The organism is Streptomyces sp. NPDC058469 (genome assembly GCF_042721125.1).
Classification (GTDB): domain Bacteria; phylum Actinomycetota; class Actinomycetes; order Streptomycetales; family Streptomycetaceae; genus Streptomyces.
Genome location: NZ_JBHXME010000001.1, coordinates 127,817 through 143,023 on the forward strand (window position 1 = coordinate 127,817; position 15,207 = coordinate 143,023).

Here is a 15,207-nt window from a genome sequence, read left to right on the forward strand (position 1 = left end):
GGATTTCGGGTGCCCTCCTATTTTTGGGCTCGGCTCACTCGCCGGGTCAGTCACCAGCGCCTTCACAGGTGAGGGAAAATCGTGCAGTTCCGCCAACAGGCCCTCGCCAAGCTCCAGTCGCCCGAAGAGCTCGATCTTCCGGTGCGCTTCGCGCGTCCGCAGGGCTGGCTCGTGCTCTCCGTGACGGTGGTCGTGGTGGCCGCCGCGTCCGTGTGGGCGGTCACCGGTTCTGTGGCGTCCACGGTCGGGGCGTCCGCCATCCTCACGCACGGGGAGGGCAGTTACATCCTGCAGAGTCCCGTGGCCGGACAGGTCACCGCCGTCCTCGCGCAGGAAGGCGAACGGCTGCCCGCCAACTCGCCCGTCCTGAAGGTCCGTACGAGCGAGGGCGACTCCGTCGTGCGCACGGTCGCCGCGGGCCGGATCACCGCGCTCGCCGCCACCATCGGCCAGATCATCCAGACCGGCGCGAACGTCGCCGCCGTGGAGAAGGTCGCCCACGCCACCGACCCGCTGTACGCGACGGTGTACGTCCCCGCCGAGAACGCGGCCTCCATCCCAGCGAACGCCGCCGTAGACCTGACCGTCTCGTCGGTGCCGACACAGACGTACGGCGTGCTGCGCGGCAAGGTCAAGGCGGTGGACCGGTCCGCCCAGTCGGCGCAGCAGATCTCCGCGTTCCTCGGGGACAGCCAGCTCGGCGAGCAGTTCACCAAGAAGGGCAGGCCGGTGGCCGTGCTGGTGAGGCTCGACAAGTCGTCGGGGACGAAGAGCGGTTACAAGTGGTCGTCCGCGGACGGACCGCCGTTCGCCCTCACCTCCATGACCATGGCCTCGGCCTCGATCCGGCTGGCCGATCAGCGTCCCCTCGATTGGCTGCTGCCGTGAGCTCCGTACAGGACACCCGGAGCAGACGCCGCTCCGCCCCGCCGAAACGCCCGGTCCCCAAAGGCCGTGTGAAGACGGTCCGTTCACCCACCGTCCTCCAGATGGAGGCCGTCGAGTGCGGCGCCGCCTCCCTCGCGATGGTGCTCGGCTTCTACGGCCGTCACATCCCGCTGGAGGAACTGCGCATCGCCTGCGGTGTCTCCCGCGACGGCTCGCGTGCCAGCAACTTGCTGAAGGCGGCGCGTAGTTACGGTTTGACGGCCAAGGGCATGCAGATGGACACGGCCGCCCTCGCCGAAGTGCGCTCGCCCGCCGTCCTGTTCTGGGAGTTCAACCACTACGTCGTCTACGACGGCATGGGGCGCCGCTTCGGCCGCCGCGGGGTGTACATCAACGACCCCGGCAAGGGCCGCCGGTTCGTGCCCATGGAGGACTTCGACGCCAGCTTCACCGGTGTCGTCCTCGTCATGGAGCCGGGCGACGGTTTCGAGAAGGGCGGGCGCAAGCCGGGCGTCCTGGGCGCGATGCCGGCCCGGTTGCGCGGTACCGCCGGCACGATGCCCGCCGCCGTTCTCGCGAGTCTGCTGCTGGTGTTGGTCGGTGCGGCGATGCCCGCGCTCAGCCGGACCTACATCGACATGTTCCTGATTGGTGGTCAGACGTCCCTGCTGGGCGTCCTGTTCGCGTCGATGGGCACATGCGTGCTGCTCACGCTGGCGCTGACCTGGCTGCAACAGGCGAATCTGCTGCACGGCCGCATCATCTCCTCCACTCTTTCCAGCGCCCGCTTCCTGCGTCATCTGCTGCGGCTGCCGGTGACGTTCTTCTCCCAGCGCAGCCCGGCCGACCTGGTGCAGCGCCTCCAGTCGAACGACGCCGTCGCCGAGACCCTGGCCCGCGACCTGTCGGCGGCGGGCGTGGACGCGGTGGTCGTGGTGCTCTACGCGTTCCTGCTCTACACGTACGACCCCCAACTCACGTACGTCGGCATAGGTGTCGCACTGCTGAACGTGGTGGCGATGCGGGTCGTCATCCGGCTGCGCGCGACCCGGACGGCGAAGCTGCGCGCCGACTCCGCCCGGCTCACCAACACGGCTTACACCGGGCTCCAGTTGATCGAGACGATGAAGGCGACCGGCGGCGAGGACGGCTACTTCCGCAAGTGGGCCGGACAGCACGCCACGACCCTGGAGGAGCAGCAGCGGCTCGGTGTGCCGAGCGCCTGGCTGGGTGTGGTCGCGCCGACGCTCGCCTCGCTCAACAGCGGGCTGATCCTGTGGATCGGCGGGATGCGGGCGGTGGAAGGACACATCTCCGTAGGCCTGTTGGTCGCCTTCCAGGCGCTGGTCACCCGCTTCACCGCGCCGATCACCCGGCTCAACGGCGTCGCGGGCCGCATCCAGGACTTCGCGGCCGACGTGGCCCGCCTCAAGGACGTCGAGAACTTCCAGGCCGACCCGCTCTACTCCCGTGCGGGCGGCGGCGATTCGACCCGCCGGCTGCAAGGGCACGTCGAGCTGGAGAACATCACCTTCGGCTACAGCCCGCTCGACAAGCCGCTCCTCACCGGTTTCGACCTGACGGTCGGCCCGGGTCAGCAGGTGGCACTGGTCGGCGGCTCCGGCAGCGGCAAGTCGACGGTGTCCAGGCTGATTTCGGGTCTCTACACGCCCTGGGAAGGCGTGATCCGCATCGACAACCATCGGCTGGAGGACATCCCGCGCGGCGCGCTTGCCGCCTCCGTCTCCTTCGTCGACCAGGACGTGTTCCTCTTCGAGGGGTCGGTCCGCGACAACGTGGCGCTGTGGGACCCGTCGATCCCGGACGAGGCCGTGGAGGACGCGCTGCGGGACGCGGCGCTGTACGACGTGGTCATGCGGCGGCCCGGCGGCATCCACAGCCGGGTCGAGCAGGACGGACGCAACTTCTCCGGCGGTCAGCGTCAACGCCTGGAGATAGCGAGGGCGTTGGTGCGCAGGCCCAGCATCCTCGTCCTCGACGAGGTGACGAGCGCCCTGGACGCGGAGACCGAGCAGGTGGTGATGGACAACCTGCGCAAGCGCGGCTGCGCCTGCGTGGTGATCGCACACCGGCTCAGCACCGTGCGCGACAGCGACGAGATCGTCGTACTCGAACACGGGACGATCGTGGAACGCGGGCGGCACGACGCCCTGGTGGCGGCCGGCGGCGCGTACGCCACGCTGGTCAAGGAGCACTGAGATGACGTCCGTTCACGAGGGCGACCTGGTCCTCGGCGCACTGGGAAACCTGGGCACGCCGATCGACTCCGCCGGACTCAACCGCCTCGACCTCGAAGGCCCGCAGGTGCTGTGGCTCGTCGCGTCGGGCGCCATCGACCTGTTCGCGGTGGACGCCGTGCAGCAGGGCCACTGGCACCACCTCGGCCGTCTGGAGGCGGGCTCGCTGCTGCTCGGCCCGGTCGCCGGTCCCCAACACACGCTGGTGGCGCGGCCGTTGCGCGACTGCGTGGTGCACCGTATAGGCCTGCGCGAGCTGTACCAGCCCGCGAACACCCAGACCTGGTCGTACGACGAGTACGGCAACCCCCAGTACGTGCCCCCGACGTCGAGCCCGCTCGAATACGCCCTCGCCCTCGGCGTCGGCCGCGGTCTCTCCATCCTCTTCCAGGCGCCGATGGCCACCGACCGGGCCGCCGCGCTCACCGACGACGACGTGTTCTGGATGCAAGTGCCCCCGGGCAGCGTGCAGTACGGCTCGATGTACGGCGCGGAGGCCGCCGCCGATCTGCTGATGGACCCGGGTGTCTGGCAGGGCATGGTCGACCAGCAGTACCGGCTGCTGTCCACGCTGGACAAGTGGATCGAGCAGCTGGAGCGCACCCACGAGACCCGAACCGCCGCCGGTATCAAGGCCGGTGAGGCGGTCCGCGCGCAGGCCGACCGGACGCTGCTGGCGTCGATCGGCAAGTCGTCGGCCCGGCGTACGACGGCCGCGGACGCCGACGCGTCGTACGCGGCCTGCAAGTTGGTCGCCGAGGCGGCCGGCATCACCCTCGCCGAACCCGCGCAGAGCGGCAGTGAGAGCGACCGCCTCGACCCGGTCGAGCGCATCGCCCTCGCCTCCCGGGTCCGGGTGCGGGCCGTACGGCTCGACGGACGCTGGTGGCGCGACAACGTCGGCCCGCTGGTGGGTCATCGGGCGTTGTCCGGAGCGCCGGTCGCGCTGCTGTGGCGGCGCGGCGGCTATGTCGCCGTGCATCCGGCGACCGGGCGTGAGACGCCGATCGAGAAGGCGAACGCGGAGGAGTTCGAGCCGCGCGCGGTGATGTTCTACCGTCCGCTGCCCGAACGACGGCTCAGCCCGCTCAGGCTGCTGCGGTTCAGCATGCAGAGCACCGGCAGCGACCTGACGAACCTGCTGATCAGCGGACTCGTGACAGTCGCGATCGGGGCGCTGGTGCCGATCGCGACGGGCAAGGTGCTCGGCGAGTTCGTGCCGAAGGCGCAGACGAACCTGATCGTCCAGGTCTGTCTGGCCGTGATGATCACCAGCGTGGTGGCGGCGGCCTTCATGCTGCTGGAGAACCTCACCATCCTCCGCCTGGAAGGGCGGATCGAGGCCACACTCCAACCGGCTGTCTGGGACCGGCTGTTGAGACTGCCGACGAAGTTCTTCACCGAACGCTCGACGGGTGAACTGGCGAGCGCGGCGATGGGCATCAGCTCGATCCGCCGTCTGCTGGCGGGAGTTGGGCCCGTCGTCGCCCAGTCGGTGACGGTCGGCGTGATGAACCTGAGCCTGCTGTTCTGGTACAACCCCTCGATGGCGCTAGCGGCGATCGGCATGCTCGTCGTGATCGCGGCCGTGTTCCTGAGCCTCGGCCTGTGGCAGGTGCGCTGGCAGCGCAAGCTGGTCGTCCTCAACAACAAGCTGAACAACCAGGCGTTCCAGACCCTGCGCGGCCTGCCGAAACTCCGCGTCGCGGCGGCCGAGAACTACGCCTACGCCGCCTGGGCCTCCGAGTTCGCCCGCAGCCGCGAACTCCAACAGCGGGTCGGCCGGATCAAGAACCTCACCACGGTCATGGGCGCGGTGTATCTGCCGGTCTGCACCCTGCTGATGTTCATGATCCTCGCGGGCCCGGCGCGCGGCTCGATGTCGGCGGCCTCCTTCCTCAGCTTCAACACCTCGGTGACGATGCTCCTGACCTCCGTCACCAGCCTCACCGGCGCCTTCGTCTCGGCGGTGTCCGCACTCCCCCTCTTCGAGGAGATCAGGCCGGTCCTGGACGCGGCCCCGGAGGTCCGCACCGCGAGCACCCGCCCCGGCCAACTGTCCGGCGCGATCGAGGCCCGCCGGGTCTCCTTCCGGTACGCCGACGACGGCCCCCTCGTCCTCGACGACGTCTCGTTCGACGTCCGCGCGGGCGAGTTCGTGGCGATCGTCGGCCCCAGCGGCTGCGGCAAGTCCACCCTGCTCCGCCTCCTCATCGGCTTCGACAAACCGGTCTCCGGCAGCGTCCTCTACGACGGCCAGGACCTGGGCGCCCTCGACCAGTCGGCGGTGCGGCGGCAGTGCGGGGTGGTGCTCCAGCACGCGCAGCCGTTCACCGGTTCCATCCTGGACGTCATCTGCGGCACCGAACCGTTCACGCCGGAGGAGGCGATGGCGGCGGCCGAGATGGCGGGGCTCGCCGAGGACATCAAGCGGATGCCGATGGGCCTGCACACGATCGTCGCCGGCAGCGGCGCGGTGTCGGGCGGCCAGCGTCAACGCCTCATGATCGCGCAGGCGTTGATCCGCCGGCCGCGCATCCTCTTCTTCGACGAGGCGACCAGCGCCCTGGACAACGAGACCCAGCGCACGGTGATCGAGAGTACCAAGGCCCTCAACGCCACCCGGATCGTCATCGCGCACCGGCTGTCGACCGTGCTCGACGCCGATCGCGTGGTCGTCATGGAGGACGGCAAGGTAGCCCAACAGGGGCCGCCCGCCGAGCTGTTGGCGGACACGGGCGGCAGGCTGCACGAGCTGGTGCGGCGACAGATGGCGTGACGGGTTGGTCGGCGTGCAGGTCCGTTGGTGTGATGGGTCGGTCGGCGTGAGGGGTCAGCCGGCCTGACAGGCCGGTCGGCGTGACGGGTCAGTCCAGGCCCGGGACGGCCGCGCCGGAGGGAATCCCGGCCGCCAAGTAGCCGTCGTAGAACGCCTTCCAGGGCACACCGGCACCGGAATGCGGTCCCTCGACGTGCTCGCCGCGGGCCTTCGCGTCCAGGGCGGCCAGGCAGACCTCCCAGCCGGCGCCGTTGCGGGACGCGGTGTCCACGGCGCTCAGGACGTTGGTGAGCGTGAAGCGGGTGCGCTTCTCCTCGACCTCCTCCAGGTCGAAGTGCAGCTCGTCGCCGCCCCATTCGAAGGAGAGGTGCCGGGGTGCGTCGACGGCGATGACCCGGCCGGTCGACTCCGGCATGTTGGGGTCTCCGCTGAAGGTGACCGTGCCGCCGGGCCGTAGGTCGAACTCGACGCGGGAGGGGAACCATTGGGCGAGTTCGTCGGGGTCGGTCACGAACTGCCAGACACGGTCGAGGGGTTGGTCGTAGGTGCGGCTGAAACGGACGGCGGCGCGGCCGTCTTCCAGGGTCAGGTACGTGCCGGTGAGGTCGACGGACATGGCGGATCAGTCCTTCGGGGTGGGTTCCTTGGTGACGTCGGTGTCGTCGGTGTCGTCCGATGTCTCGTCCAGGCGGCGGCCCAGTGCGTCCAGGCTGCGGTTCCACAGCTCGCGGTAGGGGGCGAGCCAGGCGTCGAGTTCGGCGATCGGGGCCGGGTCGAGGGCGTAGACACGGCGCTGTGCGTCCTGCCGTACGCGGACCAGGCCCGCGTCCCGCAGCACCCGCAGATGCTTCGACGTGCTCGGCTGGCTCAGACCGCATGCCTCCACGATCTCGCCGACGGGCCGGGGCCGCTCCAGGAGCAGGGCGACGATGGCCCGCCGGTGGGGATCGGCGAGGGCGGTCCAGAGCGAGGCGTCGGACATGACTCCAATATGCCTCGGGGGTTATATTCCCGTCAAGGAATGTACAGCCCTCGCGCTCACGCGACCGCGCGGCCGTACCCCGCGGCACCCCCGTGATCCACCCCGTGCGCGGCCCAGCTGTAGAGATGCAGGTCGAGGCCGTCCGGGTCGTTGAACACCAACAGCCAGCCGATCGAGGCCTCGATCACCGGTGAGTGCGGGATGCCCAGGGTGTCGAGATGAGCGGCCCAGGCCTCGACGTCGGCGCGGTCCCGGACCGCGAAACTGACCGGGTCGAAGCCCCGACAGCCGTGCGCCGCCTCGGAGTTGACGCGCAGGCAGAGCATCGAGCCGCCGAGTCCCGGGACCTCCCCCTCCGGCCCGCGTACGACTCCGTCCGCGTCCCGGAACTCATGGGTGACCTTGAAACCGAGGACACGGCCGTACCAGTCGCGCGGGCGGTCGAGGTCGGTGACGGGCATCTTCACGTGGTGGATTCCGGCGAGCTCCGGCATGGCACCCACACTCCTCATCGCCCTGACTCATTTCACCGCAGTACCACTGCGACGATTTTCTTCTGGGCTCCTCCCCATGCCCGACCCCGTCACCCAGAAGAGGCCGTATCGCTCGGCCAAGCGCGCCGAGGCGGCGGAGGCAACCCGCGCCCGTATCCGGGAGGCGGTCGCGCGGCTCTTCACGGAGAAGGGGTACCCGGGCACGCGGATGAAGGAGGTGGCGGCGCTGGCCGATGTCGGCGAGCGCACGCTGTACGACGCGTTCCCCACCAAGGCCGCGCTGTTCGGGCACACCCTGGGCGTCACGCTCGCCGGTGACGAGGAGCCGGTCGCCGTCCCGGAGCGCCCCGAGACCCTGGCGATCCGGGACGAGCCCGACCCCGAGCGCGCGATCGCCCGCACCGTCGACCAGACGACGGACCTGCTGGAACGCGCCGGTGACCTGATCATGGTGACCGTCGAAGCGGCCGGCACCGACCCGGACATGCGGGCGTCCGCGGACGCCGGTGCCGAGGCGACGTACGGCGTGCATCTGGCCCTGGCCACGGCACTTCAGGAGCGCGGAGCCCTTCGCCCGGGCCTCGACGCGGGCACCGCCGCCGACACGCTCTACGCCCTGGCGTCACCGCACACGCATCAACTCCTGCGCAGGCACCGGGGTTGGACCCGGGATGCCTATCGGGCGTGGCTGCGGCGGGCGTTGGTCGCGGAGCTGCTCGGGTCTCACTGAACGGTGCCCTGCCAGAGTCGCGGGACATCACCTTCGCGGCTGTACATCTGGGTCGCCAACACTCTTACCGCCGCCGCGAATTGGGCCGGGTTGCGCAGGAACTCCATGTGGATGCCGGGGAATTCGACCCACGGCACGCCGATCCGGCGGGCGATCTCGATCGACGGCCGGGCGTAGTACGTACCGCGGTCCTCCGCGCCCGCACCCAACACGACAGGAAACGGGGCCGACTTGAGCGCGGTCTCGTCGGGCCGGAAGGCGGCGAAGCCGGGCCACTCCGTGCCGAAGAGGTGGTCCTGGTTCCCGAGGAACCGCTTCCAGAGGTCGGCGGGCCAGCGGTACGTTCCCTCGCCGCGTGTCGTCTCCGCGAACCGGCGGCCGGCCGCGGGTGCCCCGCCCTGCTCGTAGAGTGCGGCCAGTTCGATGAAGAAACCGCGGCCGGGGTCGCCGTCGGGCAGGACGTTCACGGCGGGCGGCTCATGGGCGATGAGGCCCGCCATCGCCTCCGGATGCAGCGCGGCGAGCGTGAGGCCAATGATCGCGCCTCCGCTGTTGCCGAAGACCAGCGCCCGCCCGTCGGCCAGTCCGTCGACGAGTGCGCGGGCGTCGGCCGCCTGCACGGAAAGGTCCATCGGCGTCTCCGACCTGCCGGAACTGCGCGAGTTGCCGCGTCGGTCGTAGGAGATCACCATGAAAGCGTCGGAAAGGGTCTCGGCGATGCCGGAGTAGTAGCCGGCGTCTCCCCCGGCCCCGCTGACCATCAACAGCGCCGGGCCGGTGCCGCGTACCTCGTAGTACAGCCCGGCTCCATCGACCTCGAACACTCCACTGCGCATGCCTGCTCCCCATCCTCAGCGAAACGTTGCCGTTTCGCTGAAAGTGCTCTAGTCTCCATGTGTACGAAACCGTTTCGTTTACGTTTTGGTAAACCCCGAACGACTTCCCTGGAGTGGTTCCCGATGTCCCAGAAGACTCTGACCGAAGGCACCCGGTCGGGTGCCGCGGAGGAGCAGTCCGCGTCCTCCTCGAAGCGGTGGTGGATCCTCGCGATCGTCGCCGTCGCGCAGTTGATGGTGGTCCTCGACGCCACCATCGTGAACATCGCCCTGCCGTCGGCCCAGAAGGACCTCGGCTTCTCCGACGGCAACCGGCAGTGGATCGTCACCGCGTACGCCCTGGCGTTCGCCTCCCTGCTGCTGCTCGGCGGCCGCATCGCCGACCTGTTCGGCCGGAAGACCGCCTTCCTCGCCGGTGTCGTCGGATTCGCCGCCGCCTCCGCGCTCGGCGGCGCCGCCACCAGCTTCGAGATGCTGGTCACCGCACGCGCCCTCCAGGGTGTCGCGGGCGCGCTGCTCGCGCCGGCCGCGCTCTCCCTGCTCAACACGACGTTCACCGACGCCCGCGAGCGCGCCAGGGCCTTCAGCGTCTACGGCGCCATCGCCGGCGCCGGCGGTGCGGTGGGTCTGCTGCTCGGCGGTGTGCTGACCGACGCCTTCGACTGGCGCTGGACGCTCTACGTCAACGTCGCCATCGCCTTCGTCGCCTTCGCGGGCGGCTGGGTCCTGCTCAGCAACCACCGCGACGCCGCGGGCTCCAAGCTGGACGTACCGGGCACGGTCCTGGTCGCCGGTGGTCTCTTCTCCCTCGTCTACGGCTTCTCCAACGCCGAGACGCACGACTGGAGTTCGCCGCAGACCTGGGGCTTCCTGATCGCGGGCGGTCTGCTGCTCGCCGCCTTCGCCTGGTGGCAGAACCGCGCCGCGCACCCGCTGCTGCCGCTGCGCATCCTGCTCGACCGCAACCGGGGCGCCTCGTTCCTCGCCGTACTGATCACCGGTGCGGGCATGTTCGGCGTGTTCCTCTTCCTCACCTACTACCTGCAGCTGAACCTGGGCTTCAGCCCCACCAAGACCGGTGTCGCGTTCCTGCCGATGATCGGCGCCCTGATGGTCATGGCGCAGATCGGCACCACGATGCTCGTGCCGCGTCTCGGCCCGAAGGTCGTCATTCCACTGGGCTTCGCCATCGCCATGGTCGGCATGGCCTGGCTGACCGACATCGGGACCACCTCGTCCTACGCGACCCATGTCCTGCCCCAGCTGATCGTGATCGGCGCGGGCCTCGGCATGGTGATGCCGCCGGCGATGCAGCTCGCCACGGGCGGGGTGGCCGCCGAGGACGCGGGTGTCGCCTCGGCGACGGTCAACGCCATGCAGCAGGTGGGCGGTTCGATCGGTACGGCGCTGCTGAACACGCTGGCCGCGAGCGCCGCGACCGACTACCTGGCCGGGAAGGACGCGCGCAGCAAGCTGGTCCAGGCGCAGGCGACGATCGAGAGCTACACCACCGCGTTCTGGTGGTCGGCGGGCTTCTTCGCCGCGGGCACACTGATCGCGTTCGTGCTCTACCGTCGCGGGGTTCCGCAGCAGGAGGCGGACGCCGCACCGGTCGTCCACATGTGATCGGCTCCGCCCGAGCCTGAGCCGCACAGACCGAGGGGCCGCCGTCCGCAGGGAGACGGCGGCCCCTCTTCACCGCTCACCCCGAGCGCCGTCGCCCGATCGCGACCACCTACTGACAGAAAGTCAACCTTTCGGACCGGAATTCACCATGTCGAGTGAACTAGATCTTGCGGGCGGCGAGTTCAGGGATGCCCAGGGCATCACCGGGGTAGCTACCGAGATCCAACGCGCCCCATGCCGAGGTGGAGCGGCCATGACAGCGGAAACGGACGAACACGGCAGTCCCGCGGCCAACTCCTGTGCCCGTACGCGGTCGAGAGGCCCCTTCACGGTGGTCGAGGTGTCGGGGGAGATCGACATGGCGACGGCCGACTTCGTCGTGGAACATCTGGACGCCGCGACGGCGGTCGGGGAGCCGGACGTACTGGTGGACCTGCGGCCCGTCGAGTTCTTCGACTGTTCCGGGCTGCGTGTGCTGTGCCGGGCCGAACGGCGGGCCAGGGAACGTGGCGGGCGGCTGCGCGTCATCTCGGACGGGCCGCGCATCGACCGGCTGCTGCGCGCCTCGGGACTGCTCGGCCGCTTTCCGCCGCTCCGCGTGCTGCCCTCGCAGGCCGAGAGGCCGCAATGACGACAGGGGCCGGCACGGGCGACCCCACACCGCCCGGCCGACCCCTGGTGCGGGACCGCGGTACTCCGTGACAGGGGTACGCACTCCCCAGCTACGGACCCTCCCTGTCGCTCACGGAGACCGTGCGATCCCGGTCTCTCAGAACGTGAAGACGCCTCCGTATCCGTAGGAGTCCTTCACGCACTCGTTGGAGAAGGCGCGCTCGTAGGAGACGCGTCTGCCCTGCCAGACACCGTCGACCGTGACGACGACGGGGCGGTAGAGCTTGTTGCAGAGCACGTCGCCCCGGGCCATGAGGGCGTCGAAGTCGCCCCCGACGCCGCGCAGTTCGGCGCAGGCCTCGGCGGCCGCCGGGTGGGTGCCGGAGGAGGTGGGCGCGCAGGTGAGGGTCACCGCGCGTTCCGGTGTGGCGAGGGCGGCGTCGTTGCCGTGGCCCATGGTCAGCACCAGGGCCGAGGGGGCGTAGAGCGAGGCCAGCCCGGCTCCGTGGGCCGCGAGGGCCGACCCGGTCAGGGGTCCGCAGACGGCGGTGGCCGTCAGACCCAGGGTCGCTGCCCAGCGCGCGGTGTTCCGCATTGTGTGCATCCTTCCGCTCGATGCGAACCGATCACGAAACGATCGGTTCGAAGAGGTGCCGGTCCCGCTCGGTCGGTGCCGGACCGGCGGGCGCCACTCTGCCGAGTCCGTCGCGGAAACTCACATCCCACCCACAGGTTTCAGTAACCTTGCGTGTTGAATCAGTGGCGTGAAGTCACAGAATTCGAACGCGCCGACCCCGCAACCGCACGGTTCTTGATCGTCGAAGCGGGTCGGATGGCCGGTTTACCCGTGCTCGCCAATCGTCCTGAAACAGTCCCGAAACATTCCGCTTCAGCTCTCGGCGCACTCCGCCGCAGCCCCTTGCATTCGCTCTGCTCACGAGTAATCGTCATTACATGATTACGACAGAGCAGCAGGAGAAGCTTCGCGGCTGGTTCACCGGCCGTCTGCCCGACGACCTGTTCGAGGAGCTGGTCGAGGTCACGGTCGACCGCGAGGAGGTCACCGTGATCGGCCGTATCCCCGCGCCCCGGCTCGCCGAGGACGTCTCGGACGCCGAGAAGGACGCGGCCGTCCAGGGGCGGGTCCAGGAGTTCCGCGAGCGCACCCGGGAGACCCGGATCGCGGTCGCGCGCGAGGCCGAGCACCGGTTCCGCAGGAAGGTCTCGTGGGGTGTGGAGTGCGCCGGGGAGCGGTCCCTGTTCACGCACATCTCCGCGCCCGTCATGACCCGGCTGCGCCAGCCCGAGCGCCAGGTCCTCGACACCCTCATCGCCGCCGGCGTGGCCCGCAGCCGCAGCGACGCGCTCGCCTGGTGCGTCCGCCTCGTCCAGCGCCACACCGACGACTGGCTCAGCGAACTGCGCGACTCCCTCGAACACGTCCAGCGGGTCCGCGCCCAGGGCCCCGACGCCGAACCGGAGGACGCCCCGGGCGAAGACGAGTGACTCCAGGGTGGATGATTCCTCCACCCATGGCACGGAAGATGGATGAACCGTCCTCTGGTGCGGGTGTCGCGGCCGGCAATAGCGTCGGCAGACACCCTGAGGACGGCATCCGCTCACCCCGCCCACCCCGCGCGCGTGAACGGCCGTCCACTCCGCCACCGCGCTACAACGCGCTCCACCGCCGTCCCCCGCTGGAGCCCCCTTGCCCTCGCAGCCCGCCCCCTCCCCCGCCGCGCCGAGCCAGTCCCTGACCGAGGTCGAGACCTACGGCGTCGAGCGCATCCCCGACGCGGACCGCACCGCCTCCCCGCTCGACCTGTTCCGGGTCGCGTTCGGCGGTGCCAACACCTTCTCCACCTGTGTCCTGGGCGCCTTCCCGATCCTGTTCGGCCTGTCCTTCTGGCAGGGCCTCGCGGCCACGCTCCTGGGAGTCGTCGTCGGCGCGCTGATCCTGTGCCCGATGGCGGTGTTCGGCCCGGTCAACGGCACGAACAACGCCGTCGCCTCCTCCGCGCACCTGGGCGTGCACGGCCGGGTCGTCGGCTCGTTCCTGTCCCTGCTCACCGCCGTCGCGTTCTTCTCCATCTCGGTGTGGAGCTCCGGCGACGCCCTGGTCGGCGGCGCGCACCGGCTGTTCGGCCTGGAGCAGAGCACGCTGTCGTACGTCGTCGCGTACGCGCTGTTCGCCGTGCTCGTCCTCGCGGTGTGCGTCTACGGCTTCCGGTTCATGCTGTTCGTCAACAAGATCGCCGTGACGTCCGCGACGGTCCTGTTCCTGCTCGGCGCGATCGCCTTCGCCGGCGACTTCGACCCGTCGTACGCCGGTACCTTCACGTCCTCGGCGGACGCGGCGACCCAGTCGCTGTTCTGGCCGTCGTTCATCGGCGCGGCGCTGATCGTGCTGTCCAACCCGGTGTCCTTCGGCGCGTTCCTCGGCGACTGGTCGCGCTACATCCCGGCGAACACCCCGCGCCGCAAGGTGGTTGGGGCCGCGTTCCTCTCGCAGATCGCGACCCTGCTGCCGTTCGTCTTCGGCCTGGCGACCGCGAGCATCATCGCCACGAAGGCACCCAAGTACGTCGACCCGGCCGCCCCCGACTTCGTGGGCGGACTCCTCGCCATCTCGCCGAGCTGGTTCTTCCTGCCGGTCTGTCTGCTGGCCCTGATCGGCGGCATGTCGACGGGCACCACGTCCCTGTACGGCACCGGGCTCGACTTCTCGTCGGTGTTCCCCCGACTGTCGCGGGTGCAGGCGACGATCCTGGTCGGTGTGCTGTCCATCGCGTTCATCTTCGTCGGACGGTTCGGCTTCGACCTCGTACAGTCGATCTCCACCTTCGCCACGATGATCATCACCTGTACGACGCCGTGGATGGTCGTGATGATGCTGGGCTTCTACACCCGGCGCGGCTGGTACGACCCGGACGCGCTCCAGGTCTTCAACCGCCGTCAGCGCGGCGGGCGTTACTGGTTCGCGCACGGCTGGAACTGGCGCGGCATGACCGCCTGGTGGGTGGCCGCCGTCGTCGGTGTGCTGTTCACCGACATCCCGGGACAGTTCGTCGGCCCGCTGGGCGACCTGGCCAACGGCGTGGACATCAGCCTGCCGCTGTCGCTGGCCGTGGCCGCCGTGCTGTTCCTGGGCCTGCTCAGGCTGTTCCCCGAACCCCGTGCCGCGTACGGGCCGGAGGGGGCGCGGCTGGCCCGTACCGTCGAGGTGCCGGTGCCGCCGATCACCGGCCCCGGGACGGAGGCCGAGGGGCTCGCGCCGGCCGCCGCGAGCAGCTGATGCCGGCCTGGATCGACCTGTCGGTGCCCGTCGTCACCGGGATGCCCGTGTATCCCGGTGACCCTGCCGTCGAGGTCTCCCCGGCCCTGCGCGCACCCCGGGACGGCGTCAACGTCCTTCAGCTGCACATGGGTTCGCAGTCGGGCACGCATGTCGACGCCCCGTACCACGTGGACGACGCGTGGCCCCGCCTCGACGAACTGCCCCTGGAGCGCTTCGCCGGACACGCGGTGGTGGCCGACGTACGGGGGCTGCCGGCCCGGGCGCCGATCACTCCCGACCTGCTGGCGCCTGCGCTGAGCCGACTGCTTGCGCGGCCGGGGTCCCTCGTTCTGCTGGCCACGGGCTGGTCGGCGCACTGGGGCACCGATGACTACCTCGCCCACCCATGGCTCACCCCGGAAGCGGCCGAGGCCCTCGTCGCAGCAGGGGTCCGTACGGTCGCGGTCGACGCGCTCAGTGTCGATCCGACGCCCGAACCCGGCGACGTGACGGCCGACTTCGGGCTGCCCGCCCATCGTGTGCTGTGCGGCGCGGGCGGGGTGATCGCCGAGAACCTCACGGGTCTCGATCAGGTGGTGGGTCTCCCGGACGTGGAGTTGTTCCTGTTCCCGCTGCGGCTGCCGGGGGCGGACGGTGCGCCGGTACGGGCCGTGGCGCGGGCGGTCTGATCGTTCCGGAAGGTCGTTGTCAGACCCCGCGGTTAC

General features: G+C 70.0%; 14 protein-coding genes. 9 read left to right on the top strand and 5 right to left on the bottom strand.

All coding sequences use genetic code 11. The features are described 5' to 3' along the window. Positions 1 to 81: 81 nt before the first annotated feature. Genes ACFWP5_RS00550 through ACFWP5_RS00560 form a run of 3 tightly spaced genes read left to right on the top strand, consistent with a single transcriptional unit; the run spans position 82 to position 5,925 of the window. Complete coding sequence (locus ACFWP5_RS00550) at positions 82 to 888, top strand: HlyD family efflux transporter periplasmic adaptor subunit (protein ID WP_384148369.1); 807 nt, start codon at positions 82 to 84, stop codon at positions 886 to 888. Continuing rightward, positions 885 to 3,107, top strand: a complete 2,223-nt coding sequence (locus ACFWP5_RS00555; RefSeq protein WP_384148371.1) for an NHLP family bacteriocin export ABC transporter peptidase/permease/ATPase subunit — start codon at positions 885 to 887, stop codon at positions 3,105 to 3,107. Before ACFWP5_RS00550 ends, ACFWP5_RS00555 begins: the two co-directional genes overlap by 4 nt. 1 nt (position 3,108) lies before the next feature. Beyond that, positions 3,109 to 5,925: an NHLP bacteriocin export ABC transporter permease/ATPase subunit gene (locus ACFWP5_RS00560; RefSeq protein ID WP_384148373.1), complete on the top strand. Its 2,817-nt coding sequence runs from the start codon at positions 3,109 to 3,111 to the stop codon at positions 5,923 to 5,925. 88 nt (positions 5,926 to 6,013) lie between these two features. Here ACFWP5_RS00560 and ACFWP5_RS00565 read toward each other — a convergent pair whose 3' ends face one another. The 3 genes from ACFWP5_RS00565 to ACFWP5_RS00575 are packed head-to-tail and all read right to left on the bottom strand — an operon-like array spanning position 6,014 to position 7,401. Beyond that, entirely contained in the window at positions 6,014 to 6,541 is a 528-nt protein-coding gene (locus ACFWP5_RS00565; RefSeq protein ID WP_384148375.1) for an SRPBCC family protein, read from the bottom strand. 6 nt (positions 6,542 to 6,547) lie between these two features. Beyond that, positions 6,548 to 6,907 (bottom strand): ArsR/SmtB family transcription factor, encoded by a 360-nt coding sequence (locus ACFWP5_RS00570; RefSeq protein WP_384148377.1) that lies wholly within the window; start codon positions 6,905 to 6,907, stop codon positions 6,548 to 6,550. Positions 6,908 to 6,963: 56 nt separating this feature from the next. Then, positions 6,964 to 7,401: a VOC family protein gene (locus ACFWP5_RS00575; protein ID WP_384148379.1), complete on the bottom strand. Its 438-nt coding sequence runs from the start codon at positions 7,399 to 7,401 to the stop codon at positions 6,964 to 6,966. Between the two features lie 76 nt (positions 7,402 to 7,477). Between ACFWP5_RS00575 and ACFWP5_RS00580 the strand changes: the two genes are divergently transcribed. Further along, positions 7,478 to 8,131, top strand: coding sequence for a TetR/AcrR family transcriptional regulator (locus ACFWP5_RS00580; protein WP_384148381.1), 654 nt, complete (start codon positions 7,478 to 7,480; stop codon positions 8,129 to 8,131). On the opposite strand, the gene ACFWP5_RS00585 is transcribed toward ACFWP5_RS00580, so the two are convergent. Further along, positions 8,125 to 8,967, bottom strand: coding sequence for an alpha/beta fold hydrolase (locus ACFWP5_RS00585; RefSeq protein WP_384148383.1), 843 nt, complete (start codon positions 8,965 to 8,967; stop codon positions 8,125 to 8,127). The two genes, ACFWP5_RS00580 and ACFWP5_RS00585, sit on opposite strands and share 7 nt — an antisense overlap. A gap of 123 nt (positions 8,968 to 9,090) precedes the next feature. Between ACFWP5_RS00585 and ACFWP5_RS00590 the strand changes: the two genes are divergently transcribed. Together ACFWP5_RS00590 and ACFWP5_RS00595 are read left to right on the top strand one after the other, a co-directional pair. Next, positions 9,091 to 10,593 carry an MFS transporter gene (locus ACFWP5_RS00590; protein WP_384148385.1) on the top strand — a complete coding sequence of 501 codons (1,503 nt, stop codon included), beginning with the start codon at positions 9,091 to 9,093 and terminating at the stop codon, positions 10,591 to 10,593. Between the two features lie 253 nt (positions 10,594 to 10,846). Further along, the gene (locus ACFWP5_RS00595; RefSeq protein WP_384148387.1) at positions 10,847 to 11,224 is read left to right on the top strand and encodes an STAS domain-containing protein; all 378 of its coding nucleotides are present in this window, start codon (positions 10,847 to 10,849) and stop codon (positions 11,222 to 11,224) included. 138 nt (positions 11,225 to 11,362) lie between these two features. Here the strand turns inward: ACFWP5_RS00595 and ACFWP5_RS00600 are convergent, their stop codons facing one another. Then, positions 11,363 to 11,800 (bottom strand): protease inhibitor, encoded by a 438-nt coding sequence (locus tag ACFWP5_RS00600; RefSeq protein WP_384148389.1) that lies wholly within the window; start codon positions 11,798 to 11,800, stop codon positions 11,363 to 11,365. 359 nt (positions 11,801 to 12,159) lie between these two features. Between ACFWP5_RS00600 and ACFWP5_RS00605 the strand changes: the two genes are divergently transcribed. From ACFWP5_RS00605 to ACFWP5_RS00615, 3 genes are all read left to right on the top strand, one after another. After that, a complete protein-coding gene (locus ACFWP5_RS00605) occupies positions 12,160 to 12,711 on the top strand; it encodes a hypothetical protein (RefSeq protein ID WP_384148391.1) in 552 nt (183 codons plus the stop codon). 202 nt (positions 12,712 to 12,913) lie between these two features. Then, complete coding sequence (locus ACFWP5_RS00610) at positions 12,914 to 14,500, top strand: purine-cytosine permease family protein (protein ID WP_384148393.1); 1,587 nt, start codon at positions 12,914 to 12,916, stop codon at positions 14,498 to 14,500. Further along, on the top strand, positions 14,500 to 15,171 hold the full coding sequence (locus ACFWP5_RS00615; RefSeq protein ID WP_384148396.1) for a cyclase family protein: 672 nt from the start codon (positions 14,500 to 14,502) through the stop codon (positions 15,169 to 15,171). The genes ACFWP5_RS00610 and ACFWP5_RS00615 overlap by 1 nt, the downstream gene beginning before the upstream one ends. The last annotated feature ends 36 nt before the right edge of the window (positions 15,172 to 15,207 follow it).

Coding starts and splice junctions, on each gene's coding strand:
- ACFWP5_RS00600 (WP_384148389.1), bottom strand. CDS start 11,800: ATGCGGAACACCGCGCGCTGGGCAGCGACCCTGGGTCTGACGGCCACC.
- ACFWP5_RS00605 (WP_384148391.1), top strand. CDS start 12,160: ATGATTACGACAGAGCAGCAGGAGAAGCTTCGCGGCTGGTTCACCGGC.
- ACFWP5_RS00575 (WP_384148379.1), bottom strand. CDS start 7,401: ATGCCGGAGCTCGCCGGAATCCACCACGTGAAGATGCCCGTCACCGAC.
- ACFWP5_RS00565 (WP_384148375.1), bottom strand. CDS start 6,541: ATGTCCGTCGACCTCACCGGCACGTACCTGACCCTGGAAGACGGCCGC.
- ACFWP5_RS00595 (WP_384148387.1), top strand. CDS start 10,847: ATGACAGCGGAAACGGACGAACACGGCAGTCCCGCGGCCAACTCCTGT.
- ACFWP5_RS00585 (WP_384148383.1), bottom strand. CDS start 8,967: ATGCGCAGTGGAGTGTTCGAGGTCGATGGAGCCGGGCTGTACTACGAG.
- ACFWP5_RS00590 (WP_384148385.1), top strand. CDS start 9,091: ATGTCCCAGAAGACTCTGACCGAAGGCACCCGGTCGGGTGCCGCGGAG.
- ACFWP5_RS00570 (WP_384148377.1), bottom strand. CDS start 6,907: ATGTCCGACGCCTCGCTCTGGACCGCCCTCGCCGATCCCCACCGGCGG.
- ACFWP5_RS00560 (WP_384148373.1), top strand. CDS start 3,109: ATGACGTCCGTTCACGAGGGCGACCTGGTCCTCGGCGCACTGGGAAAC.
- ACFWP5_RS00615 (WP_384148396.1), top strand. CDS start 14,500: ATGCCGGCCTGGATCGACCTGTCGGTGCCCGTCGTCACCGGGATGCCC.
- ACFWP5_RS00580 (WP_384148381.1), top strand. CDS start 7,478: ATGCCCGACCCCGTCACCCAGAAGAGGCCGTATCGCTCGGCCAAGCGC.